The sequence below is a fragment of the Paraburkholderia phymatum genome (assembly GCF_040965635.1).
GTDB classification, from domain to species: domain Bacteria; phylum Pseudomonadota; class Gammaproteobacteria; order Burkholderiales; family Burkholderiaceae; genus Paraburkholderia; species Paraburkholderia phymatum_B.
In genome coordinates, this window is record NZ_JBFRCH010000082.1 from 1 (window position 1) to 2,939 (window position 2,939).

General features: G+C 62.7%; 3 protein-coding genes. All 3 read left to right on the forward strand.

Going from position 1 to position 2,939, the window contains the following annotated elements; all coding sequences use genetic code 11:
* Positions 1–312, forward strand: a 312-nt coding sequence (locus tag AB4Y32_RS40165) for a hypothetical protein (protein WP_368726539.1), incomplete at its 5' end; no start/stop codon positions are given.
* 60 nt (positions 313–372) lie between these two features.
* The gene (istA, locus tag AB4Y32_RS40170; protein ID WP_368726541.1) at positions 373–1,914 is read left to right on the forward strand and encodes an IS21 family transposase; all 1,542 of its coding nucleotides are present in this window, start codon (positions 373–375) and stop codon (positions 1,912–1,914) included.
* A gap of 15 nt (positions 1,915–1,929) precedes the next feature.
* Entirely contained in the window at positions 1,930–2,688 is a 759-nt protein-coding gene (istB, locus tag AB4Y32_RS40175) for an IS21-like element helper ATPase IstB (protein ID WP_368726540.1), read from the forward strand.
* Positions 2,689–2,939 lie beyond the last annotated feature (251 nt).

Consider the following 2,939-nt stretch of genomic DNA (forward strand, 5'->3'; position numbering starts at 1 on the left):
ATTACCTTTCGCCAGCAGAGTTCGCGGCGATACATCGGGCAACAGCGGATGCTCCTGCCGCTTTCCAGGAGCTGGTTTAAAGGGACTTTGCTAGAAGCCGGTTGGCCCTACCGAGGGGGGCAGGTCAAGCAAAGCCTGATAGTCGGCCCGGGCATCAAGCCCGATATTTGCGTATTCCACGCCAAACCGAACGCTGATTCCACAGCAAACCGAGCACGGATTCCACAGCAAAGCGAGCGCCGATTCCACGGCAAACCGAGCAGGGATTCCACGACTGCCCGAGCGCGTATTCCATGCGTAACCGAGCAGTAAGGTGGAGGGACGGCGACGCGGATAACCATGGCACGCTCGACGATTTTGTCGGGCGGCCGAATGTCGAATAAAAGGTTATCCATGCGTCAAATCAGGGAAGTGCTGCGCCTGCGCTTCGTGTGTGAGCGCAGCCAGCGCGAGATCGCGACGACGATTGGCGCTTCGAGCGCGACGGTCTGGGACTACCTGGACCGTGCCCGGCGTGCGCAACTGGACTTCGGGAAGGCCATGTCGATGGACGACGCGGCGCTCGAGGCGCTGCTGTTTCCGCCGCCACCGTCGTTGAGTCGGACACGCCCGCTACCCAACTGGCCGCTGGTGCATCGCGAGCTTGGCAGGCGAGGCGTAACGCTGGACCTGCTCTGGAACGAGTACAAGGCCCAGGAGCCCGAAGGTTACGGCTACAGCTGGTTCTGCAAGCACTACGAGCGCTGGGCGGCGGCCCTACCGGTCACGCTGCGCCAGACACACACTCCGGGCGAGAAGCTGTTCATCGACTACTCGGGTAACAGGCTCGGTATCGTTGATCCGCACACCGGCGAGATCCGCGAGGCGGAGTTGTTCGTCGCGACGCTCGGCGCATCGAACTACACATATGCCGAAGTCACCTGGACCCAGCAGCTTGAGGACTGGATCGGCTCGCATGTGCGCGCGTTGAACTACATCGGCGGTTGTGTCGAGATCCTGGTGCCCGACAACCTGAAGTCCGGCGTACACAAGGCCGACTTCTACGATCCGGTTCTGAACCGGACCTACGGCGAGATGGCTGCCCATTACTCGATGGCGATCATCCCGGCACGCAAACGTCGGCCCCGCGACAAGGCGAAGGTCGAGCAGTCGGTGCTCCTGGCACAGCGCTGGATTCTGGCCCGGCTGCGCAACCAGCGGCTGTTCAGCCTCGACGAAGCCAACCGCGCCATCGCCGCACTGCTCGTCGACCTGAACAACAGGCCGTTCAAGAAGCTGCCCGGCTGCCGCCGCAGCGCCTTCGAGGAGCTCGATCGTCCGGCACTTCGGCCGCTGCCAGAAAGGCCTTACCAGTACGCGCAGTGGAAGATCGCCCGCGTCGGCATCGACTACCACGTCGAGCTCGATGAACACTATTACTCGGTCTCGTACTGCCACGCCCGCGAGCAGGTCGACGTGCGCCATACGAAGACAACTGTCGAGATCTTCCTGCGCGGTCAGCGTATCGCCGCGCATGCGAAGAGCGAGCGCCGCGGCCATCACACCACGATCGCTGCACATATGCCGCCGAATCATCGGGCCGCCACCACGGAGTGGAATCCACAACGGCTGATCAGCTGGGCCAACGACATCGGTCCGCACACCGCTGCGGTCATCGAACACCTGCTCGGCGGACGCCAGCATCCTCAGCAGGCTTACCGCGCCTGCCTGGGCGTGCTGCGCATGGGCAAGGACTACGGCCGTGCGCGGCTGGAAGCCGCCTGCCAGCGCGCCATTGATCTGAAGGCGCCGAGCTACCGGTTCATCGCCTCAACGTTGAAGAATGGTCTGGAGAGCAAGGCCGATGAGCCCGTCGCCCAGACCGAACTGCCGCTCGTGCACGCCAACGTGCGCGGGCCGTCCTATTACCACTGAAAGGAGAGCATTGACATGCTGCATCACCCGACCGTTGAACGGCTACACGAGCTGCGCCTGTTCGGCATGGCCGCAGCGCTGGCCGACCAGCAATCCCAGAACAGCATCGATCAGCTCGGCTTCGAGGAGCGCCTCGGACTGCTCGTCGAACGCGAAGCAAGCGAACGTCAGTCGCGACTTCTTACGGCGCGACTGCGCCGCGCGAAGCTGCGCTTCCCTGACGCGATACCGGAAGACATCAACTACCGCGTGCCCCGCGGACTCGACCGCGCATTACTCGCCCGGCTGCTCGCTGGCGAATGGATACGGGCGCATCAGAACGTGATTCTGGTCGCGCCAACCGGGCTTGGCAAAAGCTGGCTTGCATGCGCGATGGTCCACCAGGCATGCCGTCAGGGCTTCTCGGCCTGCTATCTGCGCATGCCGAAGTTCAACGAGGAGATGGCCATCGCACACGGTAGCGGCGGCTACGCGAAGCTGCTCGCGCAATGGGCAAAGACCGACATCCTCGTCATGGACGACCTCGCCATGGCGCCGCTGTCAGATCCAGCGCGGCGCGATCTGCTCGAGGTGCTCGACGACCGGCACGGCCGGCGTTCGACGATCGTCACCAGCCAAATCCCGGTCGATAGCTGGCACGCCGCCATCGGTGATCCAACGCTTGCTGACGCGATTCTCGACCGGTTGGTTCACAACGCGCATCGACTCACGCTATCAGGCGAATCGATGCGCAAGCGCCGAAATGGTTTGACCACCGAAGACGAGAAGGAGTAAAAGAACTCACCCCGCGTCGCCACGTCCGCAGCGCTCGCTTTGCTGTGGAATCTCCGCTCGGGTTCGCGTGGAATGCCCGCTCGCTTTGCCGTGGTACGGCTGCTCGATTTGCGTGGAATACGCACGATATTCAGATGAGGACCTCACCGGCGCATTCCATCAAGGCCAGGGCGATGCCCAATTAACGGGCCGAATATAAGGATGCAACCGATCTAACCGTCAGAATGCAAGCTATCCTTGGCAAACGGGTG